Origin of the sequence: Paenibacillus lentus (genome assembly GCF_003931855.1) — a bacterium.
Lineage (GTDB): Bacteria > Bacillota > Bacilli > Paenibacillales > Paenibacillaceae > Fontibacillus > Fontibacillus lentus.
The window spans coordinates 1,041,927-1,056,812 of record NZ_CP034248.1 but is presented as its reverse complement, the minus strand read 5'-3'; the positions used below and the strand labels follow the sequence as shown (position 1 = coordinate 1,056,812).

General features: G+C 46.9%; 17 protein-coding genes and 1 tRNA gene. 1 reads left to right on the top strand and 17 read right to left on the bottom strand.

Annotated features, from left to right (window positions below; all coding sequences use genetic code 11):
- Nucleotide 1: 1 nt before the first annotated feature.
- The 14 genes from rplI to rpsF form a co-directional block, all read right to left on the bottom strand.
- Nucleotides 2-445, bottom strand: a complete 444-nt coding sequence (gene rplI, locus EIM92_RS04855; RefSeq protein WP_125081715.1) for a 50S ribosomal protein L9 — start codon at nt 443-445, stop codon at nt 2-4.
- A complete protein-coding gene (locus EIM92_RS04850; RefSeq protein ID WP_125081714.1) occupies nt 442-2,430 on the bottom strand; it encodes a DHH family phosphoesterase in 1,989 nt (662 codons plus the stop codon). Before EIM92_RS04850 ends, rplI begins: the two co-directional genes overlap by 4 nt.
- A gap of 11 nt (nt 2,431-2,441) precedes the next feature.
- Entirely contained in the window at nt 2,442-3,368 is a 927-nt protein-coding gene (locus EIM92_RS04845; protein ID WP_125081713.1) for a DUF2232 domain-containing protein, read from the bottom strand.
- 6 nt (nt 3,369-3,374) lie between these two features.
- Nucleotides 3,375-3,677 (bottom strand): MazG-like family protein, encoded by a 303-nt coding sequence (locus EIM92_RS04840; protein WP_211344456.1) that lies wholly within the window; start codon nt 3,675-3,677, stop codon nt 3,375-3,377.
- Between the two features lie 92 nt (nt 3,678-3,769).
- Nucleotides 3,770-4,198 (bottom strand): CBS domain-containing protein, encoded by a 429-nt coding sequence (locus EIM92_RS04835; RefSeq protein WP_125081712.1) that lies wholly within the window; start codon nt 4,196-4,198, stop codon nt 3,770-3,772.
- A 150-nt stretch (nt 4,199-4,348) separates the two neighbouring features.
- Nucleotides 4,349-5,401: an LCP family protein gene (locus EIM92_RS04830; protein ID WP_125081711.1), complete on the bottom strand. Its 1,053-nt coding sequence runs from the start codon at nt 5,399-5,401 to the stop codon at nt 4,349-4,351.
- 292 nt (nt 5,402-5,693) lie between these two features.
- On the bottom strand, nt 5,694-7,523 hold the full coding sequence (locus tag EIM92_RS04825) for an oligopeptide ABC transporter substrate-binding protein (RefSeq protein ID WP_125085004.1): 1,830 nt from the start codon (nt 7,521-7,523) through the stop codon (nt 5,694-5,696).
- Nucleotides 7,524-7,537: 14 nt separating this feature from the next.
- Nucleotides 7,538-8,446, bottom strand: coding sequence for an ABC transporter permease (locus EIM92_RS04820; RefSeq protein WP_125081710.1), 909 nt, complete (start codon nt 8,444-8,446; stop codon nt 7,538-7,540).
- Between the two features lie 25 nt (nt 8,447-8,471).
- Complete coding sequence (gene opp4B / locus EIM92_RS04815) at nt 8,472-9,434, bottom strand: oligopeptide ABC transporter permease (protein ID WP_125081709.1); 963 nt, start codon at nt 9,432-9,434, stop codon at nt 8,472-8,474.
- 5 nt (nt 9,435-9,439) lie between these two features.
- The gene (locus EIM92_RS04810; RefSeq protein ID WP_125081708.1) at nt 9,440-10,375 is read right to left on the bottom strand and encodes an ABC transporter ATP-binding protein; all 936 of its coding nucleotides are present in this window, start codon (nt 10,373-10,375) and stop codon (nt 9,440-9,442) included.
- A gap of 4 nt (nt 10,376-10,379) precedes the next feature.
- Nucleotides 10,380-11,396: an ABC transporter ATP-binding protein gene (locus tag EIM92_RS04805; RefSeq protein ID WP_125081707.1), complete on the bottom strand. Its 1,017-nt coding sequence runs from the start codon at nt 11,394-11,396 to the stop codon at nt 10,380-10,382.
- 361 nt (nt 11,397-11,757) lie between these two features.
- Complete coding sequence (gene rpsR / locus EIM92_RS04800; RefSeq protein WP_018750422.1) at nt 11,758-12,027, bottom strand: 30S ribosomal protein S18; 270 nt, start codon at nt 12,025-12,027, stop codon at nt 11,758-11,760.
- Between the two features lie 20 nt (nt 12,028-12,047).
- A complete protein-coding gene (ssb, locus tag EIM92_RS04795) occupies nt 12,048-12,530 on the bottom strand; it encodes a single-stranded DNA-binding protein (RefSeq protein ID WP_110930603.1) in 483 nt (160 codons plus the stop codon).
- 82 nt (nt 12,531-12,612) lie between these two features.
- Nucleotides 12,613-12,897, bottom strand: a complete 285-nt coding sequence (gene rpsF, locus EIM92_RS04790; RefSeq protein ID WP_125081706.1) for a 30S ribosomal protein S6 — start codon at nt 12,895-12,897, stop codon at nt 12,613-12,615.
- 202 nt (nt 12,898-13,099) lie between these two features.
- On the opposite strand from rpsF, the gene EIM92_RS04785 reads away from it, so the two are divergent.
- Nucleotides 13,100-13,297 (top strand): YjzC family protein, encoded by a 198-nt coding sequence (locus EIM92_RS04785; protein WP_125081705.1) that lies wholly within the window; start codon nt 13,100-13,102, stop codon nt 13,295-13,297.
- A 606-nt stretch (nt 13,298-13,903) separates the two neighbouring features.
- Here EIM92_RS04785 and EIM92_RS04780 read toward each other — a convergent pair.
- From EIM92_RS04780 to EIM92_RS04770, 3 genes are all read right to left on the bottom strand, one after another.
- Nucleotides 13,904-14,089, bottom strand: a complete 186-nt coding sequence (locus tag EIM92_RS04780; RefSeq protein ID WP_125081704.1) for a hypothetical protein — start codon at nt 14,087-14,089, stop codon at nt 13,904-13,906.
- A 268-nt stretch (nt 14,090-14,357) separates the two neighbouring features.
- A tRNA-Ser gene (locus EIM92_RS04775) sits at nt 14,358-14,448 on the bottom strand.
- Between the two features lie 125 nt (nt 14,449-14,573).
- Nucleotides 14,574-14,804: a DUF951 domain-containing protein gene (locus EIM92_RS04770; RefSeq protein WP_125081703.1), complete on the bottom strand. Its 231-nt coding sequence runs from the start codon at nt 14,802-14,804 to the stop codon at nt 14,574-14,576.
- Nucleotides 14,805-14,886 lie beyond the last annotated feature (82 nt).

The following is a 14,886-nucleotide window of genomic DNA, read 5'->3' as shown; positions in this document are numbered from 1 at the left end:
TTTACTCCTCCGTTACTTGAACCTTGAACGTTGATTTCACATCAGGGTGAAGTTTCACTGGCACCTGAGTTACGCCAAGCGTCCGAATGGGTTCGGCCAGCTCAATTTTTCGCCGATCGATTTTCACACCGACTTTAGCCAAAGCTTCAGCAATTTGTTTATTCGTGATTGCACCGAACAGGCGGCCGCCTTCCCCTGCTTTGGCCTGTACCGTTACTGTCATTTCCTCCAGTTTCTTACCCAGCTGGACCGCTTCTTCCTTCTCCTGGGCTTTACGTTTCTGTTCTGCCGCATTTTGAACTTCCAGCGTCTTGACGTTGCCTTCGGTCGCTATGCGAGCCAATCCCCGCGGCAGCAGGAAGTTCTGTGCGTAACCTTCGGATACATTCTTGATTTCCCCTTTTTTACCTTGACCCTTCACATCTTTCAAGAAAATAACCTTCATTCGAATAACCCCTCTTCCTTTTCTATTTCTTCCAGTACCTCGAGCAGTCTTCTTTCTGCCTCAGCCTGGGTACCCTCTAATTGAACTGCAGCGTTCGTTAAATGCCCCCCGCCGCCTAGCCGCTCCATGACAATCTGTACATTCATGTTGCCGAGTGAGCGGGCGCTAATTCCAATCAGGCCGTCAGGTCGCTCGCTAATCACAAACGAAGCCAGCACATTCGTCATATTCAACAGTGTATCCGCCACTTGGGCGATTAACAATTGCGGAATCTTACGATTAGGTTCTGTTACCGCCAGGGCAATATGATTATAAATCATGCGCGCATGCTTGATAATATCGGCTTTTGCAATATATTCCTGCAGGTCTTCCTTAAGCACGCGCTGCACCATCACCGTATCCGCACCGATTCTTCGCAGAAATGCCGCAGCTTCAAAAGTCCGCGACCCGGTATGCAGGGCAAAATGCTTCGTATCTACCGTGATCCCCGCTAGCAATGTCGTCGCCTCTAGCGAGCTGAGCTCTACCTTCTCATGAATATACTGGAGCAGCTCGGTAACAAGCTCACAGGCCGAGGATGCATAAGGCTCCAAATAGACGAGCACCGCATCGTTAATAAATTCCTCACCCCGCCTATGATGATCGACGACAACCACCCGACTGGCCTCTTCAACCAGTTTAGGCTCCATCGTCATCGATGCCTTATGCGTATCAACGACAACCAGTAGCGTGTGCTCTGTCATCATATCCAGCGCATGCTCTGACGTAATAAATCGGCGCCGCAAAGATTCTTCCTTCTCGATCCGCTCCATCAGGCGGTCGATGCCAGGGTTCTTGTCATCAAGCACGATATGCGCCTCGACCTGGAACATATCGGCTGCCTTCAGCACACCGATGGAGGCACCGATGACGTCCAGATCCGGCATGCGGTGCCCCATAATAATGACCTTGTCGCTCTCCTGCATCAAATCGCGGAGAGCATGGGCGATGACGCGCGCTCTCACGCGCGTTCGCTTCTCTATGGCGCCGGACTTGCCGCCATAGAAAGACAGCCGCTGACCGGCCTTCACGGCGGCCTGGTCACCCCCGCGCCCGAGCGCCATATCCAGACTCGACTGGGCAAGTTCGCCCAGCTCGCTGAACCGCTCGGTACCAAAGCCGAGGCCGATGCTTAGCGTTATCGGCACCTTGAGGTCCGCAGTCATCTCGCGAACCTCATCCAAGATGACGAACCGGCTCTGCTCCAGCTCGTTCAGCGATTTTTGATTCAGCATCATCAAATAACGCTCCGAGGACAATCTCCGCAGATAGACTCTATACTGCTTCGCCCATTCAGTAAGCGCCGTCGCCACGCGCGCGATGAGTGCAGTCCGCTGCTGATCGTCCATCCCCTGGGCCGCCTCATCCAGATTATCAAGCATGACGATGCCGAGTGCGGCCCTCTCATCTTCATAGCGATCGCGAAGAACCGTAAGCTCGGTAATGTCGTGAACGTAAATCAGGCGTTCATCATGCAGCATCGTCAATTCGTAATGGCGATCTGCTACGACCGCCTCGACCGTAGTGATTGAATTTGCTGCAGCATCCTTCTTATCCCGAGGGACATGCAGCGGCAATGACGGCAGCAGCTCGGTTAGCGGTTGTCCGACAACCGAGTCTAGCCCGTACATATTGTTCACAAACTTATTGTGCCACTCTACCGTCCGCTCCTCGCTATATAGAAGGATGCCAAATGGCAGCCTGCTCACTGCCTCGCCTTCCACTCGTTTAATTCGATAAGTCAGATCGGTCACATAACGAACGAGCTCCTTGCGAAAGCGCCGCTCCGCCTGCAGCATCATAAAAGCCAAGCCGCAAACCATACATAAACTGACCAAGCCGAGAATCCAATTATAATACGAGATGAATATGACAAGTAGAAGCTGCAGCGCGAACACCCAGGCGGTCTGATAGCCGTACCAACGTTTTTGAAGTAAATTAGGCATGATTTCTCACCCTATCGTCTTGATCTCGTAATCATCTCACGCAGCGGAGCAGCAATATCCAATATGCCGACAATTTTCAGCGGCGGGATGAACAGCATCACGATAATGAGCAATACCGGAATCGCTGGATTCCACTTCTTATGATAGGCCAGGAAGAAGAAAAAGCTGGCAGCTTGAATCATAAATAAGAAATTGAGCATAGGCGACAAATTGAGCAGAATCGTGCCGATGAAGCCATCCATCAGTGCTGGCCCGCCAAATAGTGTAAGCAATACCGTGACGAGATAGTACCAAATCAACGATCTCGGCAATCTCCAATCCCGCAGCGGCGGGAAGCTTGGTACAGCATGACCCAGGCTGTTTAGGGTCGGCCTAGCAATTAAATGAGTAATCGCAGCTAACATAAGTGAGCACACGATCATCGTAAACGGAGTCATTCTAGCTGCCAAGTTAGATAACTGCTGCGTAACCTCCGGCGACCATACTAATTCAGTCGCGATCAGCCCGCTATCCGCCATATTCTCCATAAGCGTCGTCATCGTATTTAGCGTATCCTCGATGGAAGACGCCAGATTGAAACCAAAAATAACGGTAATGCCCAGAAACACCAGCAAAAATTCAGCCAGAAGCGTTCCCGTCCCCATCGCTACAACTTTGAACGCCGAGGCTTTGGTCTTGTACAAATGCCCCATGACAATGACCGGAATCATAAAGAAAACGGCCAAGAGTAGAATCGCAGGATTAGACAGCAAAAGAAAGGCAACTGCCCACACCACTGCGATATGGACTAAGAACGATCTCAGCGATAGTGTCGTGTAGAGGATTACGCCGGGCAATAGCATGACAAAAATAGTAATAAAAGAAAAAGGCGTTGCAAACGACAGCAGGAGCAGCAAATACACTATACTCCATGCCACCGAGGTCCAGCGTAAATTCAAATGGGTTCACCTCTTGCGCATATGTTCTTCTAATATAGAAATATCCTGATACCAGTCCTCCAACTGATGTCCTTCCTGCTTGTGCTTCTTCAACTTCTCCAGAATATGATCGTCCATATCCTTATAGGATATGCCAAGCCTGCGTCCTAATATGTAACAACTGACGATCAGACTGGCTAGACTATCACTTACCCGTGTCGTGCTGCCTTCCCACAATGCCTTGAATAAACGGGATACGTGATCGACTACTTCTGTTTTGAGCCATTCAATCACTTTGGCGCGTTTGGCCACATCCATCTCTCTCTGCATGGCGGACAGCTTCCACCCTCCCCGAAAAGCTTTATTCTTCATTATAGCATAAAGCAAATCCTTCCCTTGAAGCAAACCTGATGGACTGTGTACTAATTTTTGGGAACGGATACATCCCGAGTGACAAAACGCTCACAGTACTCGATAATTTGGCTCCGGCGCACAATACCGATAAAACGGCCCATATCATCAACCACAGGCACGAAGTTCTGAACCTTGGCAAGACTTATCAGGTCTTCCATGTCCGCATCGATCGATACCGGCTTAATATTCATCTTAAGCGGCACGTCCTTGAGCAGAAATTTAGAAGCGTTCTCAAAAGTAACTCGGCCTCCGGAATTCTTCATATACCAGAGGAGATCTCCCTCAGTCACTGTAGCGACATATACACCATCTTTGCCGATAACCGGTATAGCTGTGAAGCGGTGATACTCCATCCTCTCCAAAGTCTGCCTTAATGTAGAATCCAGCGTCACGGCGACAACATCATTTTTAGGCAGTAAAAAAAACGCAATATTCATAGATAAAAGTCCTCCTCTACCCTTTTCAGACTCTCCTATTTGTTACGATCTAAAACAGATTCTGTTCCATAACAGGTGCGAAATCGGCAGCCGGAACACCGGACTGCCGAGTAAGGTTACAATTTTGTAAAGACTTAAATGAAATATAGATTATGGCTGTTCACTATTCTGCGCCTCTTGGGACGCCTGGGCTTCAGCTTCAGGATTCAGTAAATCCTCTGTCTTCGTATTCGAGTCCATCCAGTTCTCAATCAGTTGTCCAGCGTAATTTACGTCCTCCTCATAAGCCTGGATATAATAAACCCCGTTTATGCGAGTTCCTTCGCCCATAATCGTATACCCTCTGATTTGCGGCGATTGATTGGTTAACATTTGTTTGGAAAGATCAATGATAAAGCTAGGCGTCATGTCTGTCTTGAAGTTCTCTCCAAGTAAATCCATCAACTCTGGAATTTTGCCGATTTGATCCAGCTTTAGCATGCGCTGCACCAGAGCGTTCAGGAAGACCTGATGCCGCTTCGTCCGATTGAAATCACTATCTTCGCGATATCTTACGAAATTGAGCGCTTCTTGACCATCATACAACGGTTTGCCGGCTTTGATCGTAAATTTCTCATGATCCTTATGTTTATTTACGATATCCTTCTCAATAGGCAGTTCAATTCCGCCCAGCTCATCCACCACATTGCGCAATCCTTCAAAATTAATGGCGGCATAATAATCTACCGGATAACCGAGGAACTTCGCTACCGTATCCTTGGACATCTTGGCTCCACCAAACGCATGAGCATGGTTGATCTTATCATTCTTGTCCCGTCCAACGATTTCCGTGTACGTATCGCGCGGAATCGAGATGAGCAGCACCCTGGAATCCTGCGGACGCACAACAGCATAGATTAACGTGTCTGAACGTGCTGGCTCATTACCCCGCTGGTCGATTCCCAGCAATAAGGCCGTAAATGGCTCCGCCTGCTTAGCTACAACCGGCTTAGGCTTCTCTCCCTCAAGGGGAGAATACGATTTCTCCAGCTTCTGTTCGACCTGCCCCGAGAGGAACACATCAAATGCCATTAGCGCCAGTGGTTTGCGGAATGTATATGCACCAGCTCCTACAAGGAGCAGAACAAGCATTGTAATGAGCAGGACCTTCAGCCTTTTGCCCTTTTTCGATATATTCTTTACCCTGTTTCTTCGTTCTAACATCATATGCCTCCCATGGTTTGTACTATACGGCTTCTCCCTCACAGCGTTCTCTACTTCCCTACGGTACTTAGCCGTAATACCAGGTACCTTCAATTATTCTAAACCGTAGTTCCCGTCAAAAAACTACAAAATAGTAATTTAACCGAAATAATTGAATAAACTCTATCGCTACGTACTATACCATAAAGGGCTTTTTTCACACAAATTTCATGTAAAAAAGAGCAGAAAAAACAACCCCCAAATGCTGGTAGCATCAGGGGATTGTTCACCTTTCGACTATTCTATTAACCTTCTATTCCGCTACAACAGGATTATCCTGCGAGACCGCTAGCTCATGAAGATAAATTCCCGTGCCATCACCAATGGCGTAATTGAGAATACGTTTATTCACCGGTACGATCTGAGAACGATACAGCGTCGGGAATACTGGAATTTCATCGATCATATACTGCTGCCATTCCTTGTAGATCGCTTGTCGCGTTGCTACGTCGAAGGCTTTCTCGGATACCCCTTCCGCCAGAAGGCGATCATTCTTCTCATCAGCAAACCTTGGGAAGTTGAACAGCGCGTCCCGTCCGTATAACCCCGTCGGATCAACGTCAATACCTACGCTCCATGCGCCTTGATATACATCGACGCTTGGGTCATCCTTTCCGTTTCTGCCGATGCGATCATAAAATGTATTGAATTCAACCATTTCTAGATTCACATTCAGCCCGATCGCGTTCCAGGATTGGACATAGTAGCGGGCCAACGGCTCAGCTATATCTCCGCCGGTCATCGACAAGAAATTAATCACTAGCTCGCTGCCGTCCGGATTAGTACGGAATTCGCCGTTCTTTTTGTAGCCGGCTTCATCCAGAATCTGATTGGCTTTCTCGACATCATAAGTAACTCCCGGATTGCTCGCGTCGTGAAACTCCGGATGGGACGGCGGAATAAGCGTAGTCGCGTTCCAACGCAGGCCATGGTAGAAGCGTTTGCCCACCTGATCATTATCCACTGCGTGCCACATCGCTTTGCGTAGGTTCACATCCGCCATTTTTGCTTCAGAATTCGGTACTACCACCTTATTGGTCTCATCCCATTTGCCCAGTTTAAAGCCAATGTACGTATAAGCGCGATCAACTACACCCAAATATTCCACATTGGACATGTTCGCGTTGTCCGGGAATTGGTCTATCGGGAACGAATCCACGAGATCAACCCCGCCCGATTTCAAATGCTGCACTACTGTCGTTGGACTGATCACCTTCAATACGACTTTATCCAGATTTGGCTCCCCGCGCCAATAATCCGGATTTTTGACATAAACCACCGATTCGCCTGGAACGATGCTTTCCACTTTAAAGGGGCCGAAGCTGATCGGCTTTTCACGCACTGCCGAAGAGGATGACATCTTCGCCACTTCCATCCCCCCGAAGATGTGCTTCGCAAGCGGATACGTCCAAATACTGCCGGTCAATAAGGATGGCGTCGATTTAATATACGTAATTTGCAGTTTCTTATCATTCAGCACTTTAATTCCAGATATTTTATCGGCCTTGCCTTCCCGGTATTCGACCATCCCTTCAATATTCGTAAAATCAGCGCCGTACCGCGAGCCATCATAATCTTTGTGGCCGATAACCTCATGCGCAAACTCCCAATCCTGCGCCGTGACCGGCATGCCGTCATGCCAGTTCACATTATCGCGAATCGTGAAGGTAAAAGTCCTTCCGTCTTCGGACACTTCATAAGTCGCTGCTCCATCGTTCGTGTATACATAATTTTTGTCCCATGTTAATAACGCTTCATCGAACCACGTCTGAACTCTGGCATCCGGAATTCCGTCTGAAAAATTATAATTCAGGATGCCTTCAAATGGCGCATCGGAGACCAAGCCGTAAGTAATCGTTCCCCCATTTATCGGTTCCCCTTCATTCGTCTTGATATTGCTGAAATCCTCAATGGAGTGCAAGCCCTCCTCTGTCGACTTCTTCTCGTTATTCGTTTGATTCTGCACATTGCTCGGTGTGGGCTGGGTCACATCATTTCCTTTGCCGGAAGCACAAGCGGATAGAACCATCATGAATGCAAGCAATAACGGCAGCAGCATCTTGGAGCCCATTCTTTTTTTCATCATATATCCTCCCTTTATCCTCTTCTTTGTCTTGCATCCGTCGCACGCTTTAGCGCTTGACCGACGTTGTTTATGCTAAGCATCAATACTAGAATGAGTAGTGATGCCGGCAACCATATCCACCATCTGTACTCCAGTGTCTGCGGGTTTCTAGCATAACTGACTAAAGTTCCGAGACTGGGCGTGCTCTCTGGAAATCCAAATCCTAAGAAGGATAAGCCTGACTCCAAGCCAATATTTGCTGCCAAATTTAGAGTCATCGTCACGATGATAATGGAGCTTAAATTAGGCAGAACCTGAGTGAACATTATTTTTAAATGCGATGATCCGAGTGTTCTTGAAGCTTTTACATATTCGAGCTCCCTCTCCTGCAGCGTCTTCGAGCGAATAAGACGGGCAATTCCCATCCATAGAAAGGCAGTCATAATCAAGGAAAAGGATAGAACGCTATACTTGGGCACAGCGGCTACAAAGGCAATAACGATCATAAGGGTAGGCAGAATCATGAAAAAATCAACGACCCGCATCGAGATGTTATCGACCGTCCCGCCAAAGTAGCCAGATATCAGTCCAACCAGAATGCCGATCAATCCGGTGAATACTGTCACCAGAATACCGATCGATAAAGAATTTCTCGTACCGATAATTAATTGTCCGAACACATCCCGGCCTCCATAATCGGTACCCAGCCAAAACTTCGCTGACGGCGGCTGATATAACGCAAACAAATCAACCGTTACAATTTGCTTCTGATCTAAGATGAGAGATACACCGTACACCCCGGCGATAATCAGACCTAAGAAAATCAGAGACGAGAGCGCCAATTTATCACGCTTGATCTCTCGCCATAGAATTTGCCAACTTGAGGGGCTGGCTGCTGACTCCAAGCTCCCTTCCTCCATTCGTACGTTCACTTTATTCATATCCTCACCCTTTACGTTTAAAACGTTATTTAATCCGAATTCGAGGATCTACAATACCTAAAATGATGTCAGAAATTAATGAACCTAAGATCGAGGCAATACCGTAGAGAAGGACCAGAGCAGTCACGACACTGAAATCGCGAATCAAAATCGAATTGAGAAAAAGCTGCCCCATCCCTGGGTAACTAAAAATATATTCTATAAAAACCGTTCCACCGATGAGCCCCGTTATTTCATAACCAAAGAACGCTGCAATCGGAAGGAGCGAATTTCGCAAAATATGATGCGTATAAACGCGCGATTCAGACGCCCCCTTGGCTCTAGCTAACAGCACAAAATCCCTTTGCTTCATGTCGATAATCTCGCTGCGCAAATATTGCACCGTAGACACAGTAGTAATTAGAGCCATAGATAATGCAGGCAGCAGCAAATGATATATTTTGCTTACCAAGTAGTCGAGGGTTCCCGGCACAAGCCCAGGGGTCACGCTCCCCTCCGTCGGAAACGCGCGGACATGAAAGCCGAAAATCCATAGCATTAACAGAGCAAATATAAATAAAGGTGCCGCGAACCCAAGATACGTATAACCGGTAATTAGACGGTCTCCCCAAGTATCGTTATAACGCCCGCTAATAATTCCAAGAGGAATCGCGATAATATAGGTTAGAATTAGCGTAACCAAGGACAGCCAGATCGTATTGGTAATTCTCTGCCCAATTAAATCAGCAACAGGCAGCTTAAATCTGAAGGACTGGCCTAAATCGCCTTGAACAGCCCTTGTAATCCAATCCCAGTACTGGACATACCATGGATTGTTAAGGCCCAGCCTTTCCCGCTGCTCTTCAAGCATCGACGGATCGACACTCGGATCGAGCAGCCCGGTTAAGGCATCCCCGGGCAAAGCCTTCGCCATTATAAATACGAGAATGCTGAGCAAAATAATTTGCGGAATCATGATCAACAGCCTGCGTAAAATCGTCTTCCACATCGACCTCACCCCCTTTCGGGCAGTGCGGCAAAGTGAGTAGTAGAGAGTGCCTTTAAGTCAAAAGCCAGCCCCTCATGGTCAAAATACTGTGAGTAGGCCTCGTCATATTCCTGATGAACCAACTGGCGTAGCTGACGGCGACTCTCCCGCTGGCCGGGGTCCAAATCCGGTATCGCTGCCAGTAGACGTTTCGTATAAATATGTTGAGGGTTCTCGAATATATCACATGTCGTGCCTTGCTCTACATGCCGTCCTTTGTACATAATGCCGATATAATCACACATATGGCGGATAATACCGAGATCATGGCTAATGAATAAATAAGTTAGATTAAGCTTCTCCTGAATGTCCTGCATAAAGTTCAGCACCTGCGCTTGGACAGAGACATCGAGTGATGAGACCGGCTCATCGGCTATGATCAGCTTCGGCTTTAATGCAATTGCCCGGGCAATACCAATGCGTTGTCGCTGCCCTCCGGAGAATTCATGGGGATATTTATGTATCGTTTCCGCGCTCAAGCCAACCTGTGTCAGGAGCTCTTGCACTTGCCGCTTCTCTTCACGAGCGGACATGCGTTCAAAATTACGCAACGGCTCTGCAACGATGTCCAGTACGCGCTTCTTCGGATTTAATGAAGAATACGGATCCTGGAAGATCATCTGGATGTCTTTGCGATAACGAGAGCGACTGCTGCTCATCCCATTTCCAATGTCTTTGCCCTCAAAAATAATTTTTCCCGATGTGATCGGATTCAGGCCGATAATTGCCCGCCCTGTCGTCGTTTTTCCCGAGCCCGATTCGCCGACAAGACCATAGGTATGCCCAGGCTCAATAATCAGATTAACGCCGTCCACCGCCTTCACCCGATCAATGACTCTTCTGAATATTCCACCATATACCGGGAAGTGCACCTTCAATTCTCTAACCTCAAGAAGCGCCATCTGCCTATTCCTCCTCTCGGTGATTAAGGAAATGAAAATTTTTATAGCATGAACACCGGACATAATGTCCTGGCTCAACCTCATGCAGCCGCGGATTGACTTCATGAGCCGTTTCGTCGATCCACGGAATTCGCGAACGAAAACGGCAGCCCTGCCGCGGCAAGTGCTTTAGTGATGGCACAAGCCCATGGATGACATGCAGCCGCGTCTTTCCTTCACTCGCCGTAGGTAAGGAGCTCATTAACGATCTGGTATAGGGGTGCTTCGCTTTCGTCATCAGCGCATGAATTGAAGCGATTTCAACAATTTGCCCGGCATACATGACCGCTACGCGATCAGCCATCTCTGCCACAACGCCTAAATCATGCGTAATTAAAATAATCCCCGCATTCATATCTTCCTTCAAACGCCGGATCAGCTCCAAAATTTGCAGCTGAATGGTAACGTCGAGGGCCGTCGTGGGCTCATCGGCAATCAACAGCTTGGGCTGATTGGCAATGGCAATAGCAATGACCACTCGCTGCCGCATACCGCCGGATAATTCATGGGGATATTGCCCATAAGCATACTCGGGCTGAGGAATCCCAACCTTTTGCAATAATTCAATGGCCCGTAGTTTCCTATGTTTCTTGGATTTGTTTGATCGTGTAGTTTGACTGGACTCATGAAGAAGCAGCACTTCTTCAATTTGTTCACCAATCATCATCAGAGGATTAAGTGCAGATAAAGGATCTTGAAATATCATGCTGATCTCGTTGCCACGAAGTCGGTTTAGCTCAGTTGGAGACAGCGCTGTGAGGTTCTGACCTTTGTAATGGATCGCTCCTTGAATGTGGGCACGCGTATGCAATCCCATAATAGAGAAAGCCAACGCACTCTTCCCTGACCCGGATTCACCAACAATGGCCAGGATTTCATTCTTATTCACCGTTAAACTAACATCATCCACGGCGGCATACAGCTCGCCTGAAATACGAAAAGAGGTCGACAGATTCTCGATTCTTAAGAGTTCTTCAGCCACAGTCATCACCCTATCAGAAGGTTTTGTATAACGTTTAAGAAGTCATCTAAAAACAATTATTCTGCCCTATTTACTCGGTTTTAAATTTCAACTTAAAAACACTATTTATATAAATAACCTCTACTAGAAAATTATTCTTTTTATTTACTATATATTAATCCCAATTATATTCCAAGTGTTTTTTTGTAATTTAGGATATACTTGGAAATAGGTGGAGCTAATCGCCCATGTCAATTTTGTTAAGCTTTTATAAAAATAAAAAATCCCCTTCGTTCAACAATAGAAGTCTTCCTCCCAGAGGCACCTCTACTTGTTTACTTGAAGGGGATCTTTATACCCTTAACGCTAGTTGTCTACGCCATTACTCCGTAGTGTACGGAAGCAATGCGATTTGACGGGAGCGTTTGATCGCAATTGTCAATAGACGTTGATACTTCGCGCTCGTACCAGTCACACGGCGTGGCAAAATTTTACCGCGCTCGCTGATGAATTTCTTGAGCAACTCAGTATCTTTATAGTCAATGTGAGTAATCTTGTTCACAGTGAAGAAACATACTTTACGACGTTTGTTGCGGCCACCGCGGCGTGCCGGTCTTTTGTCGTCTCCGCCTTCTCTTTGCTTGAAGCTCATGCTATTCAGTCCTTCCTATATTAAAATGGCAAATCGTCATCCGAAATATCGATCGGTTTCCCATCGTCAGAGAATGGATCTTGGTTGCTGCGTGAGAAATTGCTGCTGCGGTTGCTATTGCCACCCGCACTGCTTCCTCCAAATGGATTCTCCTCGCGCTGTCCACCACCACTGCCACCTTCACGATTAGACTCCAAGAAACGGACATTATCAGCAATGACTTCGGTTACGTATACACGTTTGCCTTCGTTATTCTCGTAATTCCGTACCTGAATGCGTCCCTCAACCGCTGTGAGTCGACCCTTACGTAAGTAATTCGCGCACGTCTCAGCCAGTTGTCTCCAAGTTACGACCGGAATAAAATCCGCTTCGCGTTCTCCTCCCTGCGATGTGAACGGTCTGTCCACGGCAATCGTGAACTGAGTAACCGCTACGCCAGATGGCGTATAACGCAGCTCGGGGTCTCTAGTTAGACGTCCGATCAGAATGACACGGTTCAACAATCCAATCCCCTCCTCCGGGCAAATGTTTACAAAGTACAATTAGGCTTGAACAAGTCTAAACTGACTTCCTCCATGCCTTGAATTAGGCTACGTCTTTTGTAATGAGATAACGGATAACCTCATCGGAAATCTTCAGAATCCGCTCGAGCTCAGCAACGACTTCAGGAGTCGCCGTGAAATTCACGAGAACGTAAATACCGTCACGGATCTTGTTAATCTCATACGCAAGCCGGCGTTTACCCATTACTTCGTGCTTTGTAATTTCACCGCCGTTTTGGATGATGCCTTGGAATTTGTCAACTACAGCTTGAACAGCTTCCTGTTCAAGTTCAGGACGAATAATGTACATCACTTCATATTTGCGCATATATGTCACCTCCTCTTGGACTATGGCCCCCACCTTGTTGCCCATGGGAGCAAGGAGCGAGCTTCAACTCGCACCAAAATATTATATCAAACCCTCGTTAACCCTGCAAGTATGAAACATCAACGAACTACATAAAATAGTCATGCTTCTTACCTTAATCATCACTTCAAACATCAAATCATACCGAAAGGAGGTCTCAATAATGGGCGAGAAAACCGAATTTGAGCCCGGAGACAAAGCTCCCAATCCTGGCATCTACACTGAAGTAGGTGAGGCGCGCAGCTTCCATACGCAAATTCAAAACCCTAAGCGAGTCGAACTAAAACGGGGCGAGACATTTCCCAAGACAACCAACAAAGATCGCAAATGGAAAAAAGCCGAAAAAGCCCGCGTGCACTAGCGTGCACTAAGTTGAATACTACATGCTTTATCATCACACAATTTTAAATTTATAATTTGTGCATAAAACAGGCCAACCTGCACATAATACACTTAGACGGCGATGCAAAGAGAGGTGTGGTTCCGTTGGATCATCTACGAGCAACACAGCTGTTTGGAGTCTTATTCACTATCCGTTAGAAGCACAAGATCGCGAATTGAAAAAGACCCCTCTTTGTCACTTCGTTAACGCTTAGGCGAAGATCAACTGTTTCTTAGTCGTGAGAGAAGAATTCCAATCCGCATCCCGTCTGCAAATGGAGAACCCCCAAAGGGTTCTCCTTTGTTGTTTATACAGTTCCAGCAAGCAATTATGCTTGCATCCAGAATACGAAATCTTCAAAGGAATTTCCAACTCTCAAAGATCTAACTTCGTCACCTTGCTATTATGATCTTTTCCTGTTCTGTCTCCAGGTCAATAACATATGATATTCAATCCGCCCACCCTTCGCCCTGTACTTCGACAAAGGGGTAGGTAATTCCCCCAAAACGTCGGCCCTACCGAAATAATTGCTTAGACCCTCTTATTTTAGACCCGCTTATTATCAGGGATGTCCCCGGGATAGCGTTAATCCTCACCATATATTGATTTACGAGTTTTGTTTATCTGTTCAATTCTCCGCTCTTTTAAGTTTTTGCCGCGCTTTACCCTTAACCAGAAATCAACCACTTCATCAAGCGTATAAGACGGCAGGCCTACATCCGCAATTGGAGCTCGCTGATTTATCGTTTTCTTTCCCGTACGTTTATCCATAACAAAAAAGCCTCCTACGCGTTATTAACGTAGAAGACTTCGGAATCATTCAGGTATGTTCGGATCATCTAGCGCTCTCTGCGTCCAGTTTCCGTACACATAACGTACTGAAAACGTGATAATGACGCGGTATACGAGAGATGGCGGAAAGGGTGGGATACCCTACATTTCATTACGGGACTGCGATGATTATGCTACCGAAGATAATGCTCCGACGCCCCCACTTTTGTGGGTTCTCATCCCCCTAACTACAGTCTTGCGACTATAATGGCGGAAAGGGTGGGATTCGAACCCACGCACGCTTTGACACGCCTAGCTGATTTCGAGTCAGCCCCCTTGGACCTCTTGGGTACCTTTCCACAGCACTATTGAATATACCACAAATCACTTAAATTATCAAGAGATCGTACGTTCCCGTTTTTTGGTACTATTATTTAAATATTTGTGGATAACTCAACCTTACAAAAAAGTGACCATCCTTAAGTTAGGATGGATCTTGGGATGCCGTCCCCTCTTCCCCAGCTGCAGCTGAACGAATCACTTTACGCATATTTTTCTCAAATTTTGCTCTCGGGACGAGTACACTATGCTTGCAGCCAACACACTTGATCCGGATATCCATCCCCATACGAATTACTTCCATTTCATTGCTGCCACAAGGATGGTTTTTCTTCATCATGACTACATCACCCAGCCCAAACGATTTACGCTCCATCTTATTCCTCTCCTACTTCTTCCTTAATTATTCTAAATTATCGCCCATTTAAGACGACTTTTCCATCTCTGTCTTTAATTTA

What these genes read in the sequence shown, in the direction of transcription:
- rplI (WP_125081715.1), bottom strand. Translation starts at nt 445, where the DNA reads ATGAAGGTTATTTTCTTGAAAGATGTGAAGGGTCAAGGTAAAAAAGGG.
- EIM92_RS04850 (WP_125081714.1), bottom strand. Translation starts at nt 2,430, where the DNA reads ATGCCTAATTTACTTCAAAAACGTTGGTACGGCTATCAGACCGCCTGG.
- EIM92_RS04840 (WP_211344456.1), bottom strand. Translation starts at nt 3,677, where the DNA reads ATGCAGAGAGAGATGGATGTGGCCAAACGCGCCAAAGTGATTGAATGG.
- EIM92_RS04835 (WP_125081712.1), bottom strand. Translation starts at nt 4,198, where the DNA reads ATGAATATTGCGTTTTTTTTACTGCCTAAAAATGATGTTGTCGCCGTG.
- EIM92_RS04830 (WP_125081711.1), bottom strand. Translation starts at nt 5,401, where the DNA reads ATGTTAGAACGAAGAAACAGGGTAAAGAATATATCGAAAAAGGGCAAA.
- EIM92_RS04825 (WP_125085004.1), bottom strand. Translation starts at nt 7,523, where the DNA reads ATGAAAAAAAGAATGGGCTCCAAGATGCTGCTGCCGTTATTGCTTGCA.
- EIM92_RS04820 (WP_125081710.1), bottom strand. Translation starts at nt 8,446, where the DNA reads ATGAATAAAGTGAACGTACGAATGGAGGAAGGGAGCTTGGAGTCAGCA.
- opp4B (WP_125081709.1), bottom strand. Translation starts at nt 9,434, where the DNA reads ATGTGGAAGACGATTTTACGCAGGCTGTTGATCATGATTCCGCAAATT.
- EIM92_RS04810 (WP_125081708.1), bottom strand. Translation starts at nt 10,375, where the DNA reads ATGGCGCTTCTTGAGGTTAGAGAATTGAAGGTGCACTTCCCGGTATAT.
- rpsR (WP_018750422.1), bottom strand. Translation starts at nt 12,027, where the DNA reads ATGAGCTTCAAGCAAAGAGAAGGCGGAGACGACAAAAGACCGGCACGC.
- rpsF (WP_125081706.1), bottom strand. Translation starts at nt 12,897, where the DNA reads ATGCGCAAATATGAAGTGATGTACATTATTCGTCCTGAACTTGAACAG.
- EIM92_RS04785 (WP_125081705.1), top strand. Translation starts at nt 13,100, where the DNA reads ATGGGCGAGAAAACCGAATTTGAGCCCGGAGACAAAGCTCCCAATCCT.
- EIM92_RS04780 (WP_125081704.1), bottom strand. Translation starts at nt 14,089, where the DNA reads ATGGATAAACGTACGGGAAAGAAAACGATAAATCAGCGAGCTCCAATT.
- EIM92_RS04770 (WP_125081703.1), bottom strand. Translation starts at nt 14,804, where the DNA reads ATGGAGCGTAAATCGTTTGGGCTGGGTGATGTAGTCATGATGAAGAAA.